This is a genomic window from Acinetobacter sp. 243_ASPC, from assembly GCF_001054715.1.
GTDB lineage: Bacteria > Pseudomonadota > Gammaproteobacteria > Pseudomonadales > Moraxellaceae > Acinetobacter > Acinetobacter soli.
Genome location: NZ_JVOR01000110.1, coordinates 1 through 19,390, shown reverse-complemented (window position 1 = coordinate 19,390; position 19,390 = coordinate 1). Strand labels below are relative to the sequence as shown.

The 19,390-nt window shown below is 44.9% G+C and carries 14 protein-coding genes and 1 pseudogene; 6 read left to right on the top strand and 9 right to left on the bottom strand.

Annotated elements, in window-relative coordinates; translation table 11 throughout:
- Window positions 1–106: 106 nt before the first annotated feature.
- From parC to ADA42_RS14805, 5 genes are all read right to left on the bottom strand, one after another.
- Entirely contained in the window at window positions 107–2,323 is a 2,217-nt protein-coding gene (gene parC, locus ADA42_RS14825) for a DNA topoisomerase IV subunit A (RefSeq protein ID WP_004932131.1), read from the bottom strand.
- A gap of 154 nt (window positions 2,324–2,477) precedes the next feature.
- Window positions 2,478–3,797: an MFS transporter gene (locus ADA42_RS14820; protein WP_048765994.1), complete on the bottom strand. Its 1,320-nt coding sequence runs from the start codon at window positions 3,795–3,797 to the stop codon at window positions 2,478–2,480.
- 233 nt (window positions 3,798–4,030) lie between these two features.
- Window positions 4,031–4,675, bottom strand: coding sequence for a trimeric intracellular cation channel family protein (locus tag ADA42_RS14815; RefSeq protein WP_004932123.1), 645 nt, complete (start codon window positions 4,673–4,675; stop codon window positions 4,031–4,033).
- A gap of 46 nt (window positions 4,676–4,721) precedes the next feature.
- Window positions 4,722–5,192 carry a YchJ family protein gene (locus ADA42_RS14810; RefSeq protein WP_025096164.1) on the bottom strand — a complete coding sequence of 157 codons (471 nt, stop codon included), beginning with the start codon at window positions 5,190–5,192 and terminating at the stop codon, window positions 4,722–4,724.
- Window positions 5,193–5,252: 60 nt separating this feature from the next.
- A complete protein-coding gene (locus ADA42_RS14805) occupies window positions 5,253–6,848 on the bottom strand; it encodes a TerC family protein (protein WP_048765992.1) in 1,596 nt (531 codons plus the stop codon).
- A gap of 340 nt (window positions 6,849–7,188) precedes the next feature.
- Between ADA42_RS14805 and ADA42_RS14800 the strand changes: the two genes are divergently transcribed.
- From ADA42_RS14800 to ADA42_RS14775, 6 genes and pseudogenes are all read left to right on the top strand, one after another.
- Complete coding sequence (locus ADA42_RS14800; RefSeq protein WP_004932115.1) at window positions 7,189–7,806, top strand: TIGR00730 family Rossman fold protein; 618 nt, start codon at window positions 7,189–7,191, stop codon at window positions 7,804–7,806.
- A gap of 127 nt (window positions 7,807–7,933) precedes the next feature.
- The gene (gene mdtD / locus ADA42_RS14795) at window positions 7,934–9,325 is read left to right on the top strand and encodes a multidrug transporter subunit MdtD (protein WP_048765990.1); all 1,392 of its coding nucleotides are present in this window, start codon (window positions 7,934–7,936) and stop codon (window positions 9,323–9,325) included.
- 146 nt (window positions 9,326–9,471) lie between these two features.
- Window positions 9,472–10,140 (top strand): annotated as a pseudogene (locus ADA42_RS14790) (GH25 family lysozyme); the annotation flags it as partial.
- A 10-nt stretch (window positions 10,141–10,150) separates the two neighbouring features.
- Entirely contained in the window at window positions 10,151–11,206 is a 1,056-nt protein-coding gene (dinB, locus tag ADA42_RS14785; RefSeq protein WP_048765986.1) for a DNA polymerase IV, read from the top strand.
- 222 nt (window positions 11,207–11,428) lie between these two features.
- Window positions 11,429–12,766, top strand: a complete 1,338-nt coding sequence (shiA, locus tag ADA42_RS14780) for a shikimate transporter (protein ID WP_004944192.1) — start codon at window positions 11,429–11,431, stop codon at window positions 12,764–12,766.
- Window positions 12,767–13,120: a RidA family protein gene (locus tag ADA42_RS14775; protein WP_004932099.1), complete on the top strand. Its 354-nt coding sequence runs from the start codon at window positions 12,767–12,769 to the stop codon at window positions 13,118–13,120.
- Here the strand turns inward: ADA42_RS14775 and ADA42_RS14770 are convergent, their stop codons facing one another.
- From ADA42_RS14770 to ADA42_RS14755, 4 genes are all read right to left on the bottom strand, one after another.
- A complete protein-coding gene (locus ADA42_RS14770; protein WP_004932097.1) occupies window positions 13,121–13,639 on the bottom strand; it encodes a DUF2726 domain-containing protein in 519 nt (172 codons plus the stop codon). It lies immediately after the preceding gene.
- 392 nt (window positions 13,640–14,031) lie between these two features.
- Window positions 14,032–16,416 (bottom strand): YgiQ family radical SAM protein, encoded by a 2,385-nt coding sequence (locus tag ADA42_RS14765; protein WP_048765984.1) that lies wholly within the window; start codon window positions 16,414–16,416, stop codon window positions 14,032–14,034.
- 208 nt (window positions 16,417–16,624) lie between these two features.
- Window positions 16,625–17,884 carry an esterase-like activity of phytase family protein gene (locus tag ADA42_RS14760; RefSeq protein ID WP_048765981.1) on the bottom strand — a complete coding sequence of 420 codons (1,260 nt, stop codon included), beginning with the start codon at window positions 17,882–17,884 and terminating at the stop codon, window positions 16,625–16,627.
- Between the two features lie 210 nt (window positions 17,885–18,094).
- The gene (locus tag ADA42_RS14755) at window positions 18,095–19,234 is read right to left on the bottom strand and encodes a glycerophosphodiester phosphodiesterase (protein ID WP_048765979.1); all 1,140 of its coding nucleotides are present in this window, start codon (window positions 19,232–19,234) and stop codon (window positions 18,095–18,097) included.
- Window positions 19,235–19,390 lie beyond the last annotated feature (156 nt).

Below are 19,390 nucleotides of genomic sequence, written 5' to 3'. Positions count from 1 at the left end.
CGTTATTCAATGATCGCGCTTTTTTTAGTTGCTGTTGCCCGATCATGTCATCCCTAATACCTCTACATCAGCATATATAACGTATTCGGGATGACGGATGCGAGCATTATCTCTGAATCAACAGTCTATTTGCTTTTTGATATCCTCGTGGTAAGAGTTGACCTTTCGATGCACGTTTACCGATGTATTTCTGAAGATCATCACCTTTTATTTTTAAATGCTGTTGACCCGCATCCACCTGAATTATTTCATTTAAGTTGAGCAATGTCATGGACAAAATTTGTTCTTTGTCTTCAAGTTGTATCAACTTATTACCCTTGCCTTTATTTAAAGTTGGTAATTCTGACAGATCAATAATCAGTAATCGGCCCGCCGAACTCAAAATTGCCACATGGGTAGAGGCCTGCAATGAAAGCAAAGGCAAGGCCGTCGCTTTTTCGGGAAGGCTCAAAAAGGCTTTACCGGCTTTGGCACTGGTATCGAGGTGTTTGGCTTGCGTTTTAAACCCGTATCCTGCGCTACTGACAGCCAGCAACTCGCTGTCATCGTCACCGATCAGTACCTGAATAAACGACACGCCATTGGCTGGCGAAAGCTTTGAACTTAGTGGCTCGCCAAGCCCTCGTGCCGATGGTAATGCATTGATTGCCAATGCATAACTTCTGCCCGTTTCGTCCAGCACATATACACGCTGGTTGGTTTTACCTACTGCATGACTCTGGTACTGATCTCCCGCACGATAATTGAGGTTCTCTGCATCGACTTCGCCTTTGGCAGCGCGAATCCATCCCGCTTCGGACAACACCACCGTCACGGTTTCCGCTGGAATTAAATCATGTTCTTTGATCTGTACCGCTTCTTCACGCTCAACAATTGGAGCGCGACGATCATCACCAAATTTTTTGGCATCTTCTTTTAATTCATTAATGATCAGTGTTTTTAACGATTCAGGATTCTCAAGTTGTTCACGAATAATTGCAGCACGTGCAGCCAGCTCATCTTGCTCACGGCGAATTTCCATCTCCTCAAGCTTGGCCAAATGGCGAAGTTTAAGTTCTAAAATGGCTTCAGCCTGAATCTCATCGATATTAAAGTGCTGCATCAATACAGGCTTAGGCTGATCTTCTTCACGAATGATCTTGATCACGGTATCTATATCCAAATACGCAATCAATAGCCCGGCTAAAATGTGTAACCGCTTTTCAATTTTATTTAAATGGTACTGTAAACGGCGAGTGACCGTCGCTTTACGAATGTCGATCCATTCAAGCAAGATGCGTCGAATCGATTTCACCTGCGGTCGCCCGTCGGCACCAATCATGTTGAGATTGACCCGATAACTGCTTTCAAGATCGGTGGTCGCAAATAAATGACTCATTACTGCGGCAGCATCTACACGATTTGAGCGCAGCACAATCACTAGGCGCGTCGGGTTACGATGATCTGATTCATCACGGACATCACTGACCAGTGGCAGTTTTTTGGCCTGCATTTGATCGGCAATTTGCGTGATCACTTTTGACCCTGACACCTGATATGGCAGCTCGGTAATAATAATTTCGTTTTTATCGACACTGTACACCGCACGTACACGGTAACTGCCACGACCGGTACTCTGAATTTTAAGCAGCTCGTCTTTTGGCGTAATAATTTCTGCTTTGGTCGGTAAATCTGGCCCCGGAATGAACTCCGCCAGTTTTTGCTCAGACAGTTCAGGATTACGAATCAGCGCAATCGTACCTTTTACTACTTCACGCAAATTATGCGGTGGAATATCGGTGGCCATACCGACCGCAATGCCTGTGGTACCATTGAGTAAAATATTGGGAACACGCGCTGGCAAGTTAATCGGTTCTTTGAGTGATCCGTCAAAGTTATCTTGCCAATCGACCGTTCCCTGCCCCAGTTCACTCAGTAGCAATTCGCTATACGCAGAGAGTTTGGCTTCGGTATATCGCATCGCAGCAAATGATTTCGGATCGTCTGGTGAGCCCCAGTTACCCTGACCTTCGACCAGCGGATAACGATAGCTAAATGGCTGAGCCATCAACACCATGGCTTCATAGCAGGCAGAGTCACCATGCGGATGATACTTACCCAGTACATCCCCTACGGTACGGGCCGATTTTTTGGGTTTCCCGGTCGATTTTAAGCCCAGTTCGCTCATGGCGTACACAATACGACGCTGTACAGGTTTTAGACCATCACTGATGTGGGGCAATGCACGATCCATAATCACGTACATGGCATAGTTCAGATATGCTTGTTCGGTAAACTCGGCAACGGAACGGTTCTCAGTCGCATGATGCGCAAGGCTGGTCATAACAACGAATCATCCTAAATAATAGTTTTGTCTTGTTTGTTATCCTATGTCGCCAGTCTTGGAGACACAAGGGTATGTCTCCAAGCAGTGCGTCAAATTATGTCTTATGATGTAAAACTAGCCAGTTTTCTAAATGAAAGCAATGCTTTTATGATTAAAGTCCAATTGACTCCAGTGTTTTTCCTTGTGTCTCTTCACCGAGCACCACAATCACCAAAGCCACAGCCAGCAATACCAGCGTGAACATCATAAAGACTTGATGAAATCCGTCGTGTCCAACCATCATATGTGTGACCACAATAGGCGCCGCAATACCGCCAATGCGGCCAATCGCAGATGCCCAGCCAGCACCAAAGGCACGAATATTGGCTGGATATTGCTCAGGCGTATAGGTATACAAAACGCCCCAAGCGCCCAAATTGAAAAAAGACATTAAACAGCCCCAGACCATCACACTGAACATGCTATCGGCTTGACCAAACAGATAGGCCGAGATGGCACAGGCCGTGATAAAACTGGCAAGCGTTGCCTTACGGCCTAGGCGCTCAATCAACCATGCCGCACACACATAGCCCGGTAACTGCGCCAAAATCATAATCAGCACATATTCAAAAGATTGCACCACGGTATAGCCTTGCTTAACCAACAGGCTCGGTAACCAAGTAAAAATGCCATAGTATGAAAACACGATCCCAAACCAGATCAGCCAAAGCATCAAACTTCGCCGGGCAAAGGCGCCCGACCAAAGCTGCTTAAACGAAACACGCTGCTTTTCGGCCACGGGTCTCACCACCAAATGCTCAATCACAGGTACGCCAGCTTGGCGTTCGATCTCTTGTACCAGCTCATGGGCTTCATCAATGCGTCCGCGATTGATCAGGTAAGGAATGGATTCTGGAATTTTTTTAATAATCACATAAACATAGAGTGCTGGAAGTCCACCCATTAAAAAGGCAATTTGCCAGCCAAATTTTGGAATAACGAAATATGAAACCAGTGCCGCGACCAACCAACCCAAGCCCCAGAAACTTTCCAGCAATACAATAAATCGCCCACGCACATGCGAGGGAATATATTCACTAACTAAAGTCACCGCAACCGGAAGCTGTCCCCCCAAACCGACTCCCACAATAAAACGAAATACCAATAACCATGTCAGATTGGGTGCAAAAGCGCAGGCCGCAGTGGCCAGACTATAGATCAACAATGTGGTTGCAAACATGGTTTTTCGGCCAAAACGATCCGCCAATCCACCAGAGCAGACTGCACCAATCGCCATTCCGATAAAGCCAATGCTTACAATCCAGCCACTTTCGGCTGGCGTTAGTGCCCAGTCCTTGACCAAAGTGGTTAGGATAAATGCAATGATGCCGGTATCTAGTGCATCAAACATCCAGCCTAATCCGACCACCCATAACAAAGTATAGTGGAACTTTCCAATCGGCAAATTTTCTATTCGTGATACTAAATCCATGATCCAAACTCAATCAGTCGCGATGCGAGACATCAGGGGAAGAAACCAGTAACTTTATTTGTGTCACTTCTTGTTGCTTTTAAGTATACCGATGTTAACAAGAGGAATGCTGAAGTTTTAAAAATTAATTTTTATTGTGATATTAATCACATTATTCTGAGTGTAATTTACTGATGACAGTAAGTTCTAGATCAAGATAGGCACACGTGGGCACGATGTGCCAAATGCTATGGTTAATGCTTGTCGGTCGATGAAGCGGAGTCAGCGTCGTCGTCCTGATAAATAAATTTGGGCATTTCCAGTCCAAAATAAATCGCAATCACACGCAGTACAAAACCAAAAATCAGCGTAAAGATCACCGTTAGCTCAAGTGACATCCCAATTTGCAGGCATAGCCAATAACAAATTACGGCCACAAACGAAATACTGGCATATAACTCACGGCGGAATACCAGCGGTACGTCATTACATAAAATGTCACGCAAAATACCACCCGAAACACCCGTTAAGACACCCGCCACAGCCGATACCACAAAGCCATGCCCCATTTGTAGGGCAATCTGACAGCCAATAATAGTAAAGCCAATCAGGCCCAAGGCATCTAACAGCAGGAAAATATTGCGCAGATGGCGCATCCATTTGGCAATTAAAATGGTAACCAAGGCAGCACAGCAGGTCAGTACCAAATACTCAGGATGCTTCACCCATGTGAGCGGATAATGGCCCAGCAAGACATCTCGCACCGAGCCTCCCCCTAATGCAGTCACACAGGCAATCAGGATGACACCGAACCAATCCATACTACGCCGACCAGCAGAAAGCGCACCAGTCATGGCTTCTGCGGTAATTGCAACAATATAAATAATCGTCAGTAACATCGCCTTCATCCGCTCAGGCTAAGAGATGGCGGTTATTCTAAGTCAGTTATAGAAATTTGGCACAACATTGTTTAAATTTTTTCTGCGAGCCACATACACATGGTTGTTTCATTGTGATGGGCATATCGAGTGTTGGATCAAGAAAATACCAGCGCTCAGCATAATACACAAAATGCGAGATTTCATGATGCACCTGAGCCTGCTGACCATCATGATAATGCGCTTTAAACTCGACCTGCGCATGGCATTTGTCAAGTTTGGCAAGATGATGAATCACCTCAAGTTGAAGCCATGTATTGCGCTGACTCCAGTCTGCAATCGCGTCACGGTCTAAATAAGACTGCTGCCCCAAGGCGGTGGTCTGAATCAGATAATCAATCTGTTGTAATGCAAATGCACTATAGCGCGAGCGCATGAGCTGCTCTGCACTGCTTGCGTGTTGCTGCCCTTGGTGTAATGGAGCGCAACAACTCATGTAAGCACCCTGCCCACATGGACATGCCTGTATTGAAGTCATGACAATTCTCTGGATAAAAATAGCCCGATAACGGGCTATGCTTTAGGGAATGAAGCGGATTTAATCGTTACTAGAATGATGCGCAGGATCTGCCACGATATGCACTTTTTCAATTTTGTGTCCGTCCATGGTCACCACTTCAAAAATATAGCCATCGGCAGCAACCTTTTGTCCGTTTTCTGGCAAACGCCCCAAATGAAACAACAAATAACCCGAAAGCGTCGAGTATTGTTCCGTTTCATCCACCAGATCGCGGTTTAACAGTAAAGATATATGGCGAATATCGGTTGAACCTTCAAGAATCAATGATCCATCATCTAGACTTTCTGCTGCGGCTTCCAGCTCATCTTCGTCAGGGAACTCCCCTGCAATCGCCTCCAAGATATCGATCGGCGTCACAATACCTTCAATCGAACCGTATTCGTTGAGTACGATGGCCATTTGTAAAGGTGCTTGGCGTAACTGTTCCATCACCATCAGTACCTGTGCATTTTCATGCACAATCATTGGCTCACGTACGTGATGGCTAAAATTCAGTACACCCGTTTCCACATATTCGTTTAATACTTTATGTGTTAGGCAAATACCTTCAATGTTGTCGAGTTCACCTCGGGCTGCGATCAGGCGCGAATGTGTCATCGAGAGCAGACGTTCTTTGAGTAAAGCAGGCTCGACATCCAGATCGATCCACTCGATTTCCGGGCGCGGCGTCATCACCGACTTCACCGGACGCTCTGACAACCCCAATACACCTTGTACCATCACGCTATGATACGCGCTGTTTTCTTCATCGAACATTTCGTCGGCAAAGGCTTGTGTAGCCAATACATTTTCGTTTTCTTGCTGCTGAGTGTCATTACTGGTGCTGGCTGCTTTACCGCCAAGCATTTTCATGACGGCCGAAGCGGTGCGATAACGTAGATCTGTGGTTGTGACCAGCTTTTCCTGATTACGGCGCATGGTCTGGTTCATCATTTCAATCAGTACTGCAAAGCCGATCGCGGCATATAAGTAACCTTTTGGAATATGGAAACCGAAGCCTTCAACCACCAAAGAGAACCCGATCATCATCAAGAATGACAGACACAAGATCACCACAGTTGGATGTTTGTTGACAAAATCCATGAGCGGCTTAGACGCCCACAGCATAATTCCTACTGCAATAATGACGGCAATCATCATCACCGATAAATGCTTGACCATACCAACCGCAGTAATCACGCTGTCAAGCGAGAAGACGGCATCCAGCACCACAATCTGCACAATCACCATCCAGAACGTCGCGTGAACTGGGTTTTCCTCTTTCTGAAACTGCTTGCCTTCCAAGCGCTCATGCAATTCCATGGTGCCTTTAAACAGCAAAAACACCCCACCAAAGAGCAGAATAAGATCTCGGCCGGAAAAAGGATGGTCGAAAATATGAAATAAGGGTGCGGTAAGGGTAACGACCCAGGCAATTGAAGCCAGCAGGATCAGGCGCATGCCCAAAGCCAGAATCAGCCCGACAATTCGGGCAGTATTACGCTGCTCTGGCGGAAGTTTTTCTGCAAGAATGGCAATAAAAACCAGGTTATCGATACCCAGTACAATTTCGAGCACAACCAGCGTGGCCAGACCCACCCATGCAGAAGGATCAGACATCCATTCAAAAATCATTGATGCTTCTCCCCAAACGTCAACATTGGATGGATATAGTCAGGCCAAATGGCAGATTTTGCCAGACAAGATGAATGATAAAAATTGCTGAAAAAAACGAAAGCGTCAAAGCGACGACAACCACTACCCATGTTCATATATATGTTGTTAAACCGTTTTTCAGTATAGGCAAGATCAGTTGGAAATTCACCATTTTTATTGAACGGATATTGTTACCTGTTGCGGGCAATTACATGGTCATTTTGCGATCGTGTCGGGTTTTTGTGAGCCCGCGATAATTTGTCATAGTTCTTGCTTAATATTAAGCAATGCAATAACGTGATAAGGTAAAAATGAAAAGATGAATAGCGTAGTAGAAATGACCTTAGAGTTAAACAGCACAGCCAAAACAAGCCAACCCCTCATTGCCCTTTACTGCGGATCACGCGTCGGAAATAAACCCATTTACAAAGAAACTGCCATTGAACTGGCACAAGGTATTGCAGAACACGGATTTGGTATTGTCTACGGTGGTGCCAGCATTGGTCTAATGGGCCAGGTGGCAGATACCGTCCTTGAACACGGCGGAGAGGTCGTCGGTGTGATTCCAGAATTTATGCTGGATTATGAAGTCGCCCACTCTAAACTGACTGAATTACATGTGGTGCAAACCATGCATGAACGTAAAGCCATGATGGCCGAGCGTGCCGGTGCTTTTGTTGCCCTTCCGGGCGGACTGGGTACCTTTGAAGAAATTCTAGAAATTGCCACTTGGGGGCAACTCAATCAACATCAAAAGCCCATGATTTTATTTAATGTGAATGGCTTCTACGACGCCCTGATCGCACAGCTCGATCATGCAGTTGCAGAAGGTTTTCTTCCTCCCCAACATCGTGCCAAACTAATTGTCTGCGACACTTTTGACGAAATTTATGGCGCTGTTAAAAATCTCAATTCACCTCACCGTTTTATGGCATAAGCGCTTTGCGGCATGTGTTGCTTGATGGCTAACTACCATTACGCAATACATGGCTTGCAGTAAGACTATAGGCGTGTCTTGCATTTCATGCTAATTTTCACCTGACTTCTTTGCAATTCTTCATCTCATGAATGCCACCCCAACGCATCAACGCTTACAGCCCGAATACAAACTTCTGGTTTTGTTGGTTTCGATTGGTTTTTTTATGCAGGCGCTTGACACCACCATTGTCAACACAGCCCTTCCCGCCATGGCTCGCAGTCTCCATGAAGATCCACTTCGCATGCATGGTGTGGTGGTCGGCTATGTGTTATCTGTTGCTGCGTGTATTCCGCTCAGTGGCTGGCTGGCCGATCGTTTTGGTGTACGTAATACGTATTTTGCGGCCATTATTATTTTTACACTGGCCTCACTGGGCTGTGGTCTGTCGCAAAGCTTAAATGAGCTGATTGTTTTCCGGATCATTCAAGGGATTGGTGGGGCATTATTATTGCCGGTAGGCCGATTGGCGATGCTAAAACTGATTCCACGGACACAGTTTTTATCCGCCATGAGCCTGATGAGTCTGGCTGGATTGGTTGGTCCTTTAATCGGACCGACACTCGGCGGATGGCTGGTTGAGGTCACCACGTGGCACTGGGTATTTTTAATTAATATTCCCATGGGGCTTTTGGGGCTTTTAATCACCCTCAAGGCCATGCCAAACATTAAGGAAAAAACCGTTAAATCTTTTGATTTAAGTGGTTTTATCTTACTGCTCGTGGCGATGGTCGGTTTATCTTTAGGAATCGAACAACTCGCCAGCAAAGAATATCCGCAATGGGTCAGCCTCAGTTTACTTGGCGCTGGCATTGGCTCGGCATTCATCTATGCTTACCATGCACATATGCATGAGAACGCGTTATTTCGTAGCACACTCTTTCATAACAAAATTTACGCCATTGGTATTTTAGGGAACTTCTTTGCCCGTTTTGGCGGTAATGCCGTCCCCTTTGTACTGCCTTTGATGTTACAGGTGGCGTTTGGTTTTGAACCTTTTTATACTGGTCTGATGATGATTCCGCTGGTTTTGGGTTCATTGTTTTCAAAACCGATTGTGCGCCCAATTATTCAGCGTCTTGGGTATCGACGTGTATTGATCATCAATACGTTATTGGTCGGAAGCTGCATCGCAAGCTTTTCTCTGACCACGGCAGAAACACCTGAATGGCTGCGTGCCATTCACTTTTTTGTGTTCGGCACGCTCAATTCGATTCAGTTTGTTTCAATGAATACGCTTACGCTCAAAGACTTATCCCAGCAACATGCCAGTAGCGGCAATAGCTTTTTATCGATGATCATGATGCTATCTATGAGTATCGGCGTAGCCTTGGCAGGTACACTGGTCAATATTTTCAGTCAGCAGTTTGGTACACAAGACATGACCCGTACCTTTCATGCAACCTTAATCTGCCTTGGCTGTATTAATATTATTACCGCAGTGATTTTTTCTAAAATTCCGCGTAATACGCCAGTTTAACGATTCGACATGGTACAGCGTTTAACTTCTGGTTATGATGAAGCAGAGGATCGAGCCAAGATACACGCATGAAATCACGTCATATTTTTAAATCTATTTCTCCAGCTCACTGGTTAGGGCTGGGTTTTTCTGTGCTGTTGTTGATCTTGCTCTATTTTGGTTTTTTTTATAATCAGAAAGCTTCTGCACAAGATTATCCGGTAAAAGGGTTTGATGTCTCACACCATCAAGGTGAGATCAACTGGTCCAAAATTCCCGCTGATCAATTTCGTTTTGTTTATTTAAAAGCCACTGAAGGTGGCGATTACCAAGATCCCAAATTTCAAGATTATTGGTTAAAAGCGCGTGAACAACGGCTGCATGTTGGGGCCTATCATTTTTACCGGCTTTGCCGAGACGGTACGGTACAAGCAGAGAATTTTATTAAAACTGTCCCCACTAAAGCAGACGCACTTCCACCAGTGATTGACCTTGAGTATGACACGGCTTGCATCGATACATATACGCAAGAACAGTTGCTAAAGGAAATCCAGATCATGCACGATCGGCTTAAGGCCCACTACGGTAAACAGCCAATTTTTTATGTCTCAACCCGTTTTTATCATATTGTGCTGATGGGACATTTTAAAGAAACGCCACTATGGATTCGCGAGTATGATCAAAAGCCCGAGCTTAAAGACCAGCGTGAATGGGTGTTCTGGCAATACAGCCGCAAAGGCAAAATCAAGGGCATTGAAAAACCAGTCGATCTGAATGTCTATGCAGGCTCCTTAAAAGAATGGCGTGATTTTGTCGCGCCTACCGTAAAGCAGTAGGCAGACCAGCATGCGAAAAATTATTCACATCGATATGGATGCCTTTTATGCGTCGGTAGAACTGCGTGAGCGACCAGAGCTGCAACACTTGCCCGTGGTGATTTCCTCACATCATCCGCGCGCAGTAATTGCCGCAGCCTCGTATCCTGCACGACGTTACGGATTACGCTCGGCCATGCCAATGGGTCAGGCTCGTAAACTCTGTCCAGATCTGATCGTGATTGAGCCAAACTTTGAAAAGTATCGAGCGGTTTCACAACAGATTCATCATGTTTTTCAGCAATATACTTCGCTCATCGAACCCCTTTCCCTAGATGAAGCCTATCTGGATGTAACCGAAAATCTCAAGCAATTGCCCAGCGCCACCGATGTCGCCATTCATATTCGTCAGGATATCTGGAATCTGACGCATCTCACTGCATCTGCCGGTGTCGCACCGAATAAGTTTTTGGCCAAAATCGCATCTGACTGGAATAAACCGAATGGCTTATGTGTGATCAAACCCCATCAGGTTATGGACTTTATTCGCGATCTACCACTAAAAAAAATTCCAGGCGTTGGTCGCGTCACCCAAGCCAAATTACAGCAATTAAAACTCGAAACACTGGGTGATTTACAGCATATCGATGAAGCCGTACTGATTCGTCATTTTGGAAAATATGGCAAGCAACTGTACCTGTATGCGCAGGGAATAGACCATCGTGTGGTTCAAAGCGAGCGTGTGCGCCAGCAAATTTCCAAGGAAACCACCTTCGATCAAAATTTGTACCTCAGTGAATGTGACATCTACTGGCGACTATTGGCTGAAAAAGTCTGGCTATCGTTGCAACACAAACAATTACAGGCACGTGGTATCAGTATCAAACTCAAAACACCAGATTTTCAGATCTTCCAGCACAGTAAAAGCTTTAAACGCGCCTTGGCGTCGCTTGAAGAATTTCAGCATGCTCTGGGTGTGTTATTGACCGAAATGCAGCTACAGCCCGCTGCACAATATCGCCTGATTGGAGTGGGCGTGTATCAGCTTGGACCTCGTGAGAGCGATTCACAGCTTTCATTTTGGTAAGCAGTCAAATTTGATCAAAAAAATAAAACGGTCTTTGAAAAGTTGTTTCACTTTCTGGCTATTTTGGAGTACTCTTAGGCTCGCAAATGCATTTACCCATGTATCTGCTGCAATGTATACGGGACACCTTTACCCTATACATTATGTCCTGCGATTGGCGTGACGACCAAATCCGAATGTTGCAGGGCATCCGTTCTGAACGCATGGGATTCTCAAGTATCAATGGCTTCAAATCTAGCATCTTCTTCTTCCCACGAAAAACGCGCACGCAAAGCCGCTCTGAGTAGTTTTATCGGTGCCGTTGTCGATTGGTATGATTTCTTATTGTATGGCATTGTTGCCGCACTGATTTTCAATCAGCAATTTTTTCCAAGTATTAGCCCTGCAATGGGTACCCTCGCTGCTTTTGCAACGTTTGGGGTGGGTTTCTTGTTTCGTCCGTTAGGTGGTGTGGTGTTTGGCCATTTTGGCGACCGCATCGGGCGTAAAAAAATGCTGTTTTTAACCGTTTTCCTGATGGGCACGGCCACAGTACTAATTGGATTATTACCCAACTTTGAGGCCATCGGCTGGTGGGCACCCGTTCTTCTGGTGCTACTACGTGCAATTCAAGGTTTTGCTGTTGGTGGTGAATGGGGTGGCGCAGCCTTGATGGCTGTTGAAAATGCACCGCAGGATCGAAAGGCATTTTACAGCAGTGGTGTTCAAATCGGATATGGCGTCGGCTTAATGCTCGCCACTGGTAGTGTTTCGGGTATTATTTATGTATTTGGACAAGAGGCTTTTGCCGACTGGGCATGGCGTATTCCCTTTATCGCCAGTGTGATCTTGGTTCTCTGTGCCTTATGGGTTCGCGGCGGACAAGAAGAATCACAAGAATTTATTCAAGAAGTTGCAAAAACCAAGACCCAAACAACCAAAATTCCGCTATTTGAAGCGGTGCGTCAAAATCCTAAAGCGTTCTTTTATATTATTGCACTGCGTTTGGCCGAGCTACTGACCATGTATTTGGTCACAACCTTCGCGCTCAACTACTCCACTAAAAATCTAGGGATGTCTTCAAGCTTATTTCTAAATATTGGCTTGATGGTCGGTGCGATTAGCTGTCTGACCATTCCCTTTTTCGCACATATTTCCGACCGCTTTGGCCGTCGCCGGATGTGTGTGATAGGCGGTTTAATCGGGGCGATCTGTGCATTTCCTTTCTTTTTGGCACTTGAAAGTGGCTCTACGCTCTGGATCGTGATTTTCGCGATTTTGCTGGCCAATCTTTCACACGATATGGTGGTCAGTGTTCATCAGCCTATTTTTACCGAGCTCTTTGGCGCCTCATATCGTTATAGCGGTGCAGGTGTAGGCTATCAGGTCGCCAGTATTGTAGGGGGCGGATTCACCCCATTCATCGCAACGGGATTGATTACGCTGGGCAACGGGCATTGGCACTATGTGGCATTTTATTTAACCTTGGGATGTTTATTAACTGCGTGTGTTGCAGCACGAATGAAAGCACAAGTACAATCGGCAGATCTTTCTTCTGGTTATCCCCATACAGGAAAATAAATGACCGTACAACGATTGCACGTCGAAAAGCGCTTCTCAGAAATCGCGATTGCTGGAAATTTGGTTCATCTTGCAGGTCAGTTGGCTAGCGATACGAATCTTGATATCACAGGTCAAACCCAGCAAACGCTGGATATTATCGATCGCTTTTTGGCAGATGCAGGTACAGACAAGCGCCATATTCTCTCTGTGATGATTTTCTTAAAAGATATTGAGCGCGACTATGCTGCAATGAACGCTGTCTGGGATGCTTGGTGTGCAGACATGCAAGCCCTACCTCGCACGTGTGTAGAAGCCAAAATGTATCATCCTGACGTATTGGTCGAAATGACCGTGACTGCCGTTAAGCCTTAATCAGCTTTTTGCAAAGATGCTGTATTTGACCAGTCGTTCACTGGGTTCACTGGTCATCACATAGCTCATTTCATTTGCTGCCTTAGCTGGATACACATCGCGACGCAGTGCTGCCAATTGTGGCACTTGCGTGTAATGTAAAATCCGATAACCTGCCGATTGCAGCAGTTGCTCTTTATAACTGTCGTGCTGAGTGCGGCGGACGTGCAAAGGGTCGGAAAAATCAATCACCGCCAACACATGATACTGATGATCTAAAATCACAAAGTCGGCCACCATATTTTGGTATTTATAACGTGTCCGCGGTAATTTCGTGGTGATCAGGGCATCGAAAGACACTCGAGCCAAGACGGTCAGTTCTGGCAATGCCTCTTTAAGACGATTGAAAAATAGTTGTTCATGCGCACTAAATACGGCACGCTGTTTCAGTACACTGTCATTTTTTTGTTTCCGCTGTAGCCCCTTCAGACTGGCAAAAACAAACAGGGCAAAAATACCCACAATCAAGAACCAATACATGTATCTCATTCCTTTTATCTATTTTTATAGTTTCGGTTTACAGCCGAATTTTAAATCTTGACCCAATTTTTTATCATCATGGTCAAACGCTTCCATCGCATGTGTTTAACTTAAAGTGTTCTCCTGCCTTTGGCAAGTACGACCTTCGGACAAATGCTGCTTTATCAGGCCAATGTTTGAATCACTTTCATGTGATGCGTGGCATATCTCACTTTAATTCATCTCATAAAAACTGTTATCTTCAAATCAGTTAACGCTTACGGTTACATCTATGACATGATCAATTGCTGGGCCAAAGTGCAATGGGAATATCTTCCTTTTTTTATGTATAAGTTTTGCGACTTGAGCCGGATAAAAAAGCGCCTCTCTCAGGAAGCGCTTTTTTATAGATCTTATCGGTGTGACTTACTGCGTGGCTTGGAGCGCTGTGACTTCGAATCGGATGACTGCCGATCTTTGGTTTCACGTGGAGGCAAGCCCGTGTGCTGCGTCAGGATTTGACCTTTTTGCGGTCGCTTCTGGCCTTGAGAGGCAGGTTGCTGAGCACTTCGTTTAACCGAATCACCTGCTGCAGTCGAGTTTTTCTTACGCGCTGATTTGTATTCACCTTCTGTGCCCTTCGGCTGATAGGTTGGAATCAAATGCTGCTTAGAGTTACCAATCAAGTCGGCACGGCCCATTTCTTTTAATGCTTCACGCAGCATTGGCCAGTTATTTGGATCATGGTAACGCAAGAATGCTTTATGCAAACGACGACGTTTTTCACCTTTAACGATATCGACATTTTCAGTATAGCGTGCCACTTTGGCCAACGGGTTTTTGCCCGAATAGTACATGGTGGTGGCGGTGGCCATTGGCGATGGATAGAAAGTCTGCACCTGATCGGCACGGAAACCATTTTTCTTCAGCCAGATTGCCAAATGCATCATGTCGTAATCCGAAGTACCCGGATGCGCCGCAATAAAATACGGAATCAGGTATTGTTCTTTGCCTGCTTCTTTACTAAAGCGCTCAAACATTTGCTTAAAGCGGTCATAGGTTCCGATGCCCGGCTTCATCATTTTTGATAAAGGCCCTTGCTCGGTATGCTCTGGCGCAATTTTTAAGTAACCGCCCACATGATGCTGTACCAATTCTTTGACGTATTCAGGGTTCAAAACTGCCAAGTCATAACGCAGGCCTGATCCAATCAGAATTTTTTTCACGCCCTTGATCTGGCGGGCTTTACGGTATAACTGTACCAAAGGTGCATGATCAGTATGCAAATTCTGACAAACGCCCGGATAAACACACGACGGTTTACGGCAGTTCTTTTCAATTTCTGGATCTTTACAATGCAAACGGTACATGTTTGCCGTTGGGCCACCCAAATCCGAAATGATCCCGGTAAACTGCGGCGCAGTATCCCGAATTTTTTCAATTTCACGTAAGATCGAGTCTTCAGAACGGTTCTGGATAATCCGTCCCTCATGCTCAGTAATCGAACAGAAGGTACAACCACCAAAGCAGCCACGCATGATATTGACCGAAAATTTGATCATATCAAACGCTGGAAAACGTGCATTTCCATAAGATGGATGCGGTAAGCGAGCATACGGCAAGTCAAACACATAATCCATTTCTTCCGTAGTAAGCGGAATTGGCGGTGGATTAATCCACACATCACGCTCGCCATGACGTTGCACCAAGGCACGGGCATTCCCCGGATTGGTTTCTAAATGCAAGATACGGTTGGCATGCGCATACAGCACCTGATCGTTGGCGACTTCTTCAAAAGAAGGCAGACGAATTACGGCCAGTTCACGTGGCGGCAATTTATGCTTGATTGCTTTCGATGCAGCAGGCTGGAGCTGCACAATTTGCGTATCTGGGTCGAGTTGATCACCTTCACGAATAATCGGATTCGCAACAATTTCTTTTTGAAAATTCTGATACTTGGCCAGTGAATTGCCTTTTTCTTTTTCGACTTCACAGCCGTCGATATCTTCCGTCATCACATAAGGGTTGATAATCGGATCGACACGGCCAATGGTGTCAACATCGTTACTGGCAATCTCAACAAATTTTGCTTTCGCAGCTTTATTGTGTTTATTGATAATAAATGCAGTACCACGCACATCATTGATGTCATGAACTTTTTCACCTTTTGCCAAACGGTGCATCACTTCAATCACTGCACGTTCGCCATTCCCATACATCAGTAAATCGGCTTTAGAGTCCATGAGAATGGAGCGACGAACTTTGTCCGACCAGTAATCATAATGCGCGATACGACGTAAGCTTCCTTCAATTCCGCCAAGTAAAACCGGAACATCCGGAAAGGCTTCACGGCAGCGCTGACAGTACACCGTTGCCGCACGATCTGGACGCTTATTCGGCGCATTATCCGGTGAATAAGCATCATCCGAGCGGATTTTTCGATCTGCCGTATAACGGTTGATCATCGAATCCATATTACCGGCAGTCACGCCCCAAGCAATGGTCGGCTTACCCAAAACACGAAAGCTCTCGACATTGGTCCAATCGGGTTGTGCGATAATCCCGACACGAAACCCTTGTGCTTCGAGTACACGACCGATCACACCCGATACAAATGACGGATGGTCGATATAGGCATCGCCACAGACCAAAATAAAATCGCAGGCATCCCAGCCAAGTTGGTCCATTTCCTCGCGTGACATCGGCAAAAATGGCGCAGGTTCAAAACACGACGCCCAATATTTGTCGTAATCAAACAGCGCTTTTGGCGCGGTCTGCATGGTATAGGCTGTAGACATAGCTTGCGATTCTCGGCTTGCTGAAGTGATGGGATAACATCAAAGATGAAAGCCGAGCATTTTAACATGAATACCCTTCACTTTTCAGAATTATAAAAATTGTGGAAACAATGACATAACAATTAAATTGTATAAAGTTTAGACAGTTTTCAATTATGTTGCCAACTCGCGTGGCAACATACGATTCTTCTCGATACTGACTCTGTATTTAAAACAGTGCTTTGGGTAGTTTGATCTGAATGATTTCATTATCATCGGCAAGTTTGGCATTGCGACCAAATGATCCCGGAAAATTATTGTCATTAATGACGGTAAGTGTATTGCCATTTTCAATCACAATATCTTCAATGGTTTCAAACGGAAACGCAAAATTTTGTCCCGTGCCGAGATCACCGTTTCGTGCAGTGGCATACAATAAATCAGGATTAGCAATCTGCATTAGATCGACTAAATCCTCACGATTAACCAGTTGGCCCGACGCATTAAGTTGAATGCGGATCAATTTTTTATAACCACCTAAATTATTCTGGGTGGCATCGCGCTCGATAATAATACCTTGTTTGTCATTAAACAGTTGAAAGTCACCGATATTGGTGGCTTTGCTATCCAGTGCAAACCAGTAATACTGACCCGTATAAGCTTTTTTCTTGAGATCAAATTGTGAAATCAACAGATGGCGCTCGCTGTCATGCAAAGATTTGATCGGTTTTTCGATCAATGGATACAAATACTGCCCATCAGGTGAAATGGCCATGCCTTCAAAGCCGCCACTTTGCTGAACCAATGGTTCGACATAATTGATTTGAGCTTTATTCCACTGATTTTGAGGCGAGCGTAATTCTTGCGCTGGATTTAAAGGATGAGGTAATGCAATAGGTGCATCTAGCAACACCCCTTCTGCTGAAAAATGCAGTAAATATGGACCAAACTCATCACCGATCCAATACGTTCCATCAGGCGCGCGCTGCATCGATTCTGGATCAAAATCTGCACCTGTCAATAATCGTTCAACACTATTGCCATTAACAATATCAAATGGAACGCGCTTGTTTGGATCGCGCAGCTGAATAAAGCTTTGTACCGTTACAGTGCCAGAGCCTTGGTTTTTGGTTTTAAAATCAGGGCTCAGTTTATAAATTCTGAGTAGAAAATCGGCAGAATTATCTTGCGTCCCGAAACCGTTATCCGCCATAACCATATAGCTGCCATCTTTGTTTTTTAAGGCTGCGGAAAACCCTTGTACAGGCTGTCCTTTAAAAGGCGGATAAATACCATTGGCACCTTTTACGGCCTTGCCCGAATCTGGCCCGCTGGCATAGGTGTCTACAGGAAGTTTAGCAAAGGCCACCAAGGTCGGTTGACTGATCGAATCATTCAAGCTGGGCTGGGATGCATCATGCTCATCGTTACATCCAGCTAAACCCATCAATGCGCCACACAGCATCGCCAATACCGTTTTATTTTTCATGAAATGAGATCTTGAATTAAAATTTAGCTCATTAAATCAGCTGAATGTGAAGTTTTGACTTCAACGGTATGAAATCTTGATGTTCAATCTACCTAAACCAGTGTGATAAAGAACCAGAGCGGGTTTCAGCTCCCTTCTCTCTGGTTATTTACACTAAATAAAACGATTGTATTGTTATATTGAGCTACACATAGTTCGCTTTTAACATCATTATTTTGACTGGACTGCTGTATATTCTGTAATGGCTTGTCGGCCAATAGCAGGGTCGTCCGTAAAAATACCATCTACGCCAGCTTGAAAATAAAGCTTCATTTCCTTGATCGATCCGGATGCACATCGCTCATCTAAGCGCGCACTGCATCGTAAGGATTGTGGTAAGAAATTATTTTCAGGACGAAAGGTATAAGGATGCACTTTTAGTCCAGCCAAATGCGCATCGGTTACAAAGGCTGTGGTTTGTGTCATATCGGTATTTTTAAAGATATAGGATTTCGCTGGGCCTACACCATTGGCATATTGGGAGACATCTTTTAAACCCTGAGCCGTTGCCATGTCGGCATAAGTGGTTTTCGCTCCCTTTGCGACGGCATCGGCAGGTTGACTCGAAGATGAATCATAGAGTTGAATCAATTGTGCACGTTGCACACTTTTCAGTGCGGCCAACTGCTGTTTAAGATATTTTAAATTTTCAACTTCAAAAGACTGTAAATATATCGGTGCGATTTTTTGCGAATACTCATACTTTGCTAAAGTCTTGAGAAGAGGATCTTCAAGAGATAAATTTAACGTCTTAAAGTAAGTCGGATGCTTGGTTTCAATATATAAACCAATCACTTTGCCTGTTTTTTTATAATGCTGATTGGCCAGATCAATAATTTCATCTAAAGTCGGCATGCTGTACAAATCATTGAACTGTGTATTGGCAGGGCGATACTGTGGAATACGTTCGCGCGCTTTGAGCTGCTGCAATTCCTTTAAGGTGAAATCTTCAGTAAACCAACCGGTTATTGATACACCATCGATCACTTTAGTGGTTTTTCGATTAGCAAATTCAGGTAGGGTCGCCACATTAGTCGTGCCGCTGATTTCATTTTCATGACGTGCAACCAATACCCCATCTTTGGTAGAAACCAAATCTGGTTCAATAAAGTCAGCGCCATCATCAATGGCTTTTTGATATGAAGCAAGCGTATGTTCAGGACGCAATGCACTGGCACCGCGATGTCCAATCAATAAAATTTTAGGTTCTTGAACACTGGTATTTGGAGAAGCTGCCAAATCATCATGATCATGGTCATTACACCCACTCAGTGCAATCAAACTCATGCACCAAAAGACTTTTTTTAACATGTTGTCGCTCTAATTTTTAATTTGAGCTCAAAGTTTGGACTAAAAACTTGTCAACGACATGACAAAAGCGTTAAAAAATAGAGAGTTTCTGGATTACAAAGCTGATTTTTACATGCATTTTTCCACTTATTTTAGGCATAAAAAAGCCCCCTTAAC

Coding starts and splice junctions, on each gene's coding strand:
- parC (WP_004932131.1), bottom strand. CDS start 2,323: ATGACCAGCCTTGCGCATCATGCGACTGAGAACCGTTCCGTTGCCGAG.
- ADA42_RS14820 (WP_048765994.1), bottom strand. CDS start 3,797: ATGGATTTAGTATCACGAATAGAAAATTTGCCGATTGGAAAGTTCCAC.
- ADA42_RS14815 (WP_004932123.1), bottom strand. CDS start 4,675: ATGTTACTGACGATTATTTATATTGTTGCAATTACCGCAGAAGCCATG.
- ADA42_RS14810 (WP_025096164.1), bottom strand. CDS start 5,192: ATGACTTCAATACAGGCATGTCCATGTGGGCAGGGTGCTTACATGAGT.
- ADA42_RS14805 (WP_048765992.1), bottom strand. CDS start 6,848: ATGATTTTTGAATGGATGTCTGATCCTTCTGCATGGGTGGGTCTGGCC.
- ADA42_RS14800 (WP_004932115.1), top strand. CDS start 7,189: ATGAATAGCGTAGTAGAAATGACCTTAGAGTTAAACAGCACAGCCAAA.
- mdtD (WP_048765990.1), top strand. CDS start 7,934: ATGAATGCCACCCCAACGCATCAACGCTTACAGCCCGAATACAAACTT.
- dinB (WP_048765986.1), top strand. CDS start 10,151: ATGCGAAAAATTATTCACATCGATATGGATGCCTTTTATGCGTCGGTA.
- shiA (WP_004944192.1), top strand. CDS start 11,429: ATGGCTTCAAATCTAGCATCTTCTTCTTCCCACGAAAAACGCGCACGC.
- ADA42_RS14775 (WP_004932099.1), top strand. CDS start 12,767: ATGACCGTACAACGATTGCACGTCGAAAAGCGCTTCTCAGAAATCGCG.
- ADA42_RS14770 (WP_004932097.1), bottom strand. CDS start 13,639: ATGTATTGGTTCTTGATTGTGGGTATTTTTGCCCTGTTTGTTTTTGCC.
- ADA42_RS14765 (WP_048765984.1), bottom strand. CDS start 16,416: ATGTCTACAGCCTATACCATGCAGACCGCGCCAAAAGCGCTGTTTGAT.
- ADA42_RS14760 (WP_048765981.1), bottom strand. CDS start 17,884: ATGAAAAATAAAACGGTATTGGCGATGCTGTGTGGCGCATTGATGGGT.
- ADA42_RS14755 (WP_048765979.1), bottom strand. CDS start 19,234: ATGTTAAAAAAAGTCTTTTGGTGCATGAGTTTGATTGCACTGAGTGGG.